8 protein-coding genes are annotated in these 5595 nt (G+C 68.8%); all 8 read right to left on the reverse strand.

What is annotated here, in order from left to right:
* Positions 1-14: 14 nt before the first annotated feature.
* A complete protein-coding gene (gene coaD / locus AC1D15_RS16050; RefSeq protein ID WP_477826746.1) occupies positions 15-515 on the reverse strand; it encodes a pantetheine-phosphate adenylyltransferase in 501 nt (166 codons plus the stop codon).
* A 30-nt stretch (positions 516-545) separates the two neighbouring features.
* On the reverse strand, positions 546-1142 hold the full coding sequence (gene rsmD, locus AC1D15_RS16055) for a 16S rRNA (guanine(966)-N(2))-methyltransferase RsmD (protein WP_477826747.1): 597 nt from the start codon (positions 1140-1142) through the stop codon (positions 546-548).
* On the reverse strand, positions 1139-1903 hold the full coding sequence (hisF, locus tag AC1D15_RS16060) for an imidazole glycerol phosphate synthase subunit HisF (RefSeq protein WP_047506450.1): 765 nt from the start codon (positions 1901-1903) through the stop codon (positions 1139-1141). The genes rsmD and hisF overlap by 4 nt, the downstream gene beginning before the upstream one ends.
* Positions 1904-1935: 32 nt before the next feature.
* Positions 1936-2679: a 1-(5-phosphoribosyl)-5-[(5-phosphoribosylamino)methylideneamino]imidazole-4-carboxamide isomerase gene (hisA, locus tag AC1D15_RS16065; protein ID WP_477826748.1), complete on the reverse strand. Its 744-nt coding sequence runs from the start codon at positions 2677-2679 to the stop codon at positions 1936-1938.
* Positions 2680-2761: 82 nt separating this feature from the next.
* Positions 2762-3418 carry an imidazole glycerol phosphate synthase subunit HisH gene (gene hisH, locus AC1D15_RS16070; protein WP_465114853.1) on the reverse strand — a complete coding sequence of 219 codons (657 nt, stop codon included), beginning with the start codon at positions 3416-3418 and terminating at the stop codon, positions 2762-2764.
* Positions 3419-4018 (reverse strand): imidazoleglycerol-phosphate dehydratase HisB, encoded by a 600-nt coding sequence (gene hisB, locus AC1D15_RS16075; RefSeq protein ID WP_047506441.1) that lies wholly within the window; start codon positions 4016-4018, stop codon positions 3419-3421.
* Complete coding sequence (gene hisC, locus AC1D15_RS16080; RefSeq protein WP_477826749.1) at positions 4018-5097, reverse strand: histidinol-phosphate transaminase; 1080 nt, start codon at positions 5095-5097, stop codon at positions 4018-4020. Before hisC ends, hisB begins: the two co-directional genes overlap by 1 nt.
* Positions 5094-5595, reverse strand: a 502-nt coding sequence (locus AC1D15_RS16085) for a histidinol dehydrogenase (RefSeq protein ID WP_477826750.1), incomplete at its 5' end; no start/stop codon positions are given. The genes hisC and AC1D15_RS16085, both read right to left, overlap by 4 nt.

A 5595-nucleotide genomic window follows, 5' to 3' on the forward strand; every position in this document is an offset into this window, starting at 1 on the left:
GGTCCCGCGAGAGCTCAGGCGTCGGGTTTGACGCGCTGCTGGAGTCGGTTGAGGACGGAKGGTGACACGAACTTCGAGACATMACCGCCCAAGGTGGCAATCTCGCGCACGAAAGTACCGGAAACGAACTGGTAGTGGTCGCTGGGCGTCAGGAACACCGTCTCCACGTCGGGCATCAGCTGGCGGTTCATGCCGGCCATCTGGAACTCGTACTCGAAGTCGCTGACGGCGCGCAGCCCGCGCACCACCACCTTGCCGCCATGCGAGACCACGAAGTCGCGCAGCAGGCCGCGGAACGCGATCACCTCGATGTTCGGATGCTTGGCGGCCAGCTCCTGCGCGATCTCGAGCCGCTCGTCGAGCGTGAACATCGTGCGCTTGTGGTGGCCGGCGGCCACCGCGACGATCAGCCGCTCGAACAGGCGCGCCGCGCGCCGCATCAGGTCTTCATGCCCGAGCGTCATCGGGTCGAAGGTGCCGGGGTAGACGGCGGTGAGGCGGGTCACAGAGGTCAAGACAGGCTCCTTCGGATCGGGCTCACAGGCTCACACAGGCGTTTGCGGCGCAGTGTAGCTGCGCCGCAGCAAATGAAAGTGCACCGCGCCGGCACGGCCCTGGCGGTGCAGCACGAGGCCGAACGGCGCCAGCTCCGCGTCGCCGAAGGCCCGGTCGGCCTCCAGGTAGACGAAACCGCCGTCGACCACCAGCGGCGCCGCGGCCTTCAGCGCCGGCAGGAACACCTCGGCATCGAACGGCGGGTCGATGAAGACCAGCTCGAAGCGGCCCGGCGCGCTGCGCGCCATCCAGGCCAGCGCGTCGGCGGCCTCGATGCGCACCTGTTCGGCCTTCAGCCGGGCCTGCACCTCGCGCAGCCCGCGGGCCAGCCGGCTGTCGCGCTCGACCAGCGTCACCTCGGCCGCACCGCGCGACGCGGCCTCGAACCCCAGCGCACCGCTGCCGGCGTAGGCATCGAGGCAGCGCCAGCCGTCCAGCGACTGGCCCAGCCAGTTGAACAGCGTCTCGCGCACCCGGTCGGGCGTGGGCCGCAGGCCCGGGGCGTCGGCCACCGGCAGCTTGCTGCGCTTCCATTTGCCGCCGATCACGCGCACTTCGCGCGGCGGGCCCGATTTCACTGTGCTCACAGCCGAACCGGGATCCCGCGCGCGGCCATCAAGGCCTTCGCTTCACCGACCGTGTGCTGCCCGTAGTGGAAGATGCTGGCGGCCAGCACCGCATCGGCACCGCCCTGCTGGATGCCTTCGACCAGGTGCTCGAGCGTGCCGACGCCGCCGGAGGCGATCACCGGCACGTCGACCGCATCGCTGACCGCCCGCGTGAGCGGCAGGTTGAAGCCGATGCGCGTGCCGTCGCGGTCCATGCTGGTCAGCAGGATCTCGCCGGCACCCTGCTCGGCCATCGTGCGCGCCCATTCGACCGCATCGATCCCGGTGTTGCGGCGCCCGCCATGGGTGTAGACCTGCCAGCCGGGCTGGCCGTCCTCGCGCGACTTGGCGTCGATCGCCACCACGATGCACTGCGCACCGTACTTGGCCGACGCATCGCGGATCACCTGCGGGTTGGCCACCGCGGCCGAGTTGAAGCTGACCTTGTCGGCCCCGGCGTTCAGCAGCGTGCGGACATCGTCCACCGTGCGCACGCCGCCGCCCACCGTCAGCGGGATGAAGACCTGCGAGGCCACCGCCTCGATCATGTGCAGCAGCAGCCCGCGGCCGTCGCTGGTGGCGGTGATGTCGAGGAAAGTGATCTCGTCGGCGCCCTGCTCGTTGTAGCGGGCGGCGATCTCGACCGGATCGCCGGCATCGCGCAGCTCGACGAAGTTGACGCCCTTGACGACCCGCCCGCCGGTGACGTCGAGGCAGGGGATGATTCGCTTGGCCAGCATCAGGGTCCGCTCGGTTTCGGCTCAGTTGCCGCTCAGTTGCCGTTCAATTCGTCGGCGCGCTTCTGCGCCACCGCGAAATCGAGGTTGCCGGTGTAGATCGCCCGGCCGCAGATCACGCCTTCGACGCCCTGTTCCTCGATCGCGCACAGCCGCTCGATGTCGGCCAGGTCGGACAGCCCGCCCGACGCGATCACCGGGATCGACAGCGCCTGCGCCAGCTTCACCGTCGCGTCGATGTTGATGCCGTTGAGCATGCCGTCGCGGCCGATGTCGGTGTAGATCACGCCTTCGACGCCGTAGTCCTCGAACTTCTTCGCGAGGTCGATCACCTCGTGGCCGGTCAGCTTGCTCCAGCCGTCGGTCGCGACCTTGCCGTCCTTCGCGTCCAGCCCGACGATGATGTGGCCGCCGAACGCGCTGCAGGCGTCCTTCAGGAAGCCAGGGCTCTTGACCGCGGCGGTGCCGATGATCACGAAGCTGAGCCMGTCGTCGAGGTAGCGCTCGATGGTGTCGAGGTCGCGGATCCCGCCACCCAGCTGCACCGGGATGTCGTCGCCGACCTCGGCCAGGATGGCCTTGATCGCCGCCTCGTTGACCGGCTTGCCGGCGAAGGCACCGTTCAGGTCGACCAGGTGCAGGCGCCGCGCACCCGCATTGACCCATCGTCGCGCCATCGCGGCCGGATCCTCGCTGAAGATGGTGGAGTCGTTCATGTCGCCCTGCTTCAGGCGGACACAGTGACCGTCTTTCAGGTCGATGGCGGGGATCAGCAGCATGGCCGAATCAGTGGGGTGGGGAGAGGTGAGCGAACAAGCCGAGAAGGTCGCAAGGATGACGCTGGCAAGCGCGAACGAGCGATCAGGGAGTCCAATGCAGGAAGTTGCGGTACAGGGCAAGCCCGTGCTCGGCACTTTTCTCGGGGTGGAACTGCGTGGCGAAAATGTTATCCCGAGCCAGCGCGCAGGTAAAGCGAACGCCGTAATCGGTTTCACCTGCGCTGTCGGCCGGATCGGCCGGTTGCGCGTAGAAGCTGTGGACGAAGTAGTAGTACGAGCCGTCGGGCACGCCCGCCCAGATCGGGTGCACCTGCGGCTGCGCGCGCTGCCAGACCTGGTTCCAGCCCATCTGCGGCACCTTGAACCGGCTGCCGTCGGGTTGCAGCTGCCCGGCAAGCCGGAAACGCCGCACCGCGCCGGGGATCAGCCCGAGCCCGTCGGTCGGGCCTTCCTCGCTGGTCGACAGCAGCATCTGCATGCCGACGCACACGCCCATCAGCGGCTTGTGGGCCGCGGCGTGCAGCACGGCCTCCTGCAGGCCGGAGTCGCGCAGCTCGCGCATGCAATCGGGCATCGCGCCCTGGCCGGGCAGCACGATGCGCTCGGCGGCGTACACCTCGTCGGGCTTCGAGGTGACGATCACGTCGACCCCTTCCCCGCGTGCCACGTGCATCACCGCCTGCGACACCGAGCGCAGGTTGCCCATGCCGTAGTCGACGACGGCGACGGTGCGTGCCACTTAGAGGCTCCCCTTGGTCGACGGAATCACGCCGGCCGCGCGCGGATCGATCTCCAGCGCCATCCGCAGCGCCCGCGCGAACGCCTTGAAGATCGTCTCGCACTGGTGGTGCGCGTTCTCGCCGTGCAGGTTGTCGATGTGCAGCGTGACGCCGGCGTGGTTCGAGAAGCCCTGGAAGAACTCGTAGACCAGCTGCGTGTCGAGCGCGCCGATCATGCCGCTCTTGAAGTCGACCCGCATGTGCAGCCCCGGCCGGCCGGAGAAGTCGATCACCACGCGCGACAGCGCTTCGTCGAGCGGCACGTAGGCATGGCCATAGCGCCGCAGCCCCTTCTTGTCGCCCACCGCCTTGGCCATCGCCTGGCCGAGCGTGATGCCGACGTCTTCCACCGTGTGGTGGCCATCGATGTGCAGGTCGCCCTGGGCGTCGATGTCGAGGTCGATCAGCCCGTGGCGGGCGATCTGGTCGAGCATGTGGTCGAAGAAGCCGATGCCGGTGTGGAATTTCGCGACGCCGGTGCCGTCGAGGTTCAGGCTGACGCGGATCTGCGTCTCGTTGGTGTTGCGGACCACCTCCGCCTTGCGTTCCACGGTGCTCATCACAGGCTTTCCTTCAGGGCTTGCAGCATCTTCACGTTCTCGTCCGGCGTGCCCACCGTCAGGCGCAGGCAGTTGGCCAGCAGCGGGTGCAGGCCGGCGACGTTCTTCACGAGCACGCCGCGCGCCTTCATGCCGGCGAACGCGGCGGCCGAATCGGCCACCCGGGCCAGGATCATGTTGGCCTCGCTCGGGAACGGCTTCACGCCCGGCAGATCGCGCAACGCGGCCAGCAGCTTGTCGCGCTCGCTGCGGATGATCGCTGCCTGGCGCGCGTACTCGTCGACATGCTCCAGCGCGAACAGCGCCGCCTCGCAGTTCAGCACGCTGATGTTGAACGGCGGGCGCAGCTTGTCGACCTCGGCAATCAGCGGCTTGCGCCCGATCAGGTAGCCGATGCGCACGCCGGCCAGGCCGAACTTGCTCATCGTGCGCATCAGCAGCACGTGTTCGTGGCGCTTCAGGCGCGCCATCGAGTCGCGTGCGGCGAACGGCTGGTAGGCCTCGTCGATCACGACCAGCCCGGGTGCGGCCTCGATGATCGCGTCGATCGCCGCATCGTCCCAGAGGTTCGCGGTCGGGTTGTTCGGGTAGGCGATGTAGACCAGCGCCGGTTGGTGCTCGCGCACCGCGGCCAGCATCGCCGGCAGGTCGAGCTCGAAATCGGCCGTGGTCGGCACGCCGATGAACGGCAGGCCCTGCAGCTTGGCCGACATCGCGTACATCACGAAGCCCGGCAGCGGCGCCAGCACGCTGTTGCCCGGCACGTCGCAGGCCAGCGCCAGCAGCGAGATCAGCTCGTCGGAGCCGTTGCCCAGCATGATGTCGCAGTCGTCCGGCATGCCGGCGTGCGCGGCGAGCTTCGCGCGCAACAGGTCGCCGCGCTCGGCCGGGTAGCGATTCAGCGCCACGTCGGCCAGGCGCCGGCCCAAGGCCTCGCGCAAGGCGGGCGGCAGCGGGAACGGGTTCTCCATCGTGTCGAGCTTGACCAGCCCGGCCGACGGCTGCACCGCGTAGCCATGCATCGACTGGATGTCCTGGCGGATCACCCGTTTCATGCGTTGTTCCAGCGCGGCGCTCATGCCCTGTTCCCTTTCAGTCGAAGTTCGGCGGCCCGGGCGTGCGCCTGCAGGCCTTCGCCGTACGCGAGTTCAGCGGCGATCGGCCCCAGCACCTGCGCGCCGGCCTCGCTGACCTCGATCAGGCTCGATCGCTTCTGGAAGTCGTAGACCCCCAGCGGCGACGAGAAGCGGGCGGTGCCCGAGGTCGGCAGCACGTGGTTCGGCCCGGCGCAGTAGTCGCCCAGGCTCTCGCTGGTGAACGCGCCGAGGAAGATCGCACCGGCATGGCGCAGCAGCGGCTCCCAGCGCGCCGGCTCGGCCGAGCTGACCTCCAGGTGTTCCGGCGCGATGCGGTTGCTGATCTCGCAGGCCTCTTCCATGCTGCGGGTGTGGATCAGCGCGCCGCGGCCTTCGAGCGACGCACGGATCACGTCGCGGCGCGGCAGGCCGGGCAGCAGGCGATCGATGGCCTCGGCGACGCACGCGATGTAGGCCGCATCGGGGCACAGCAGGATGCTT

This window comes from Rhizobacter sp. P2_H2 (assembly GCF_056403375.1).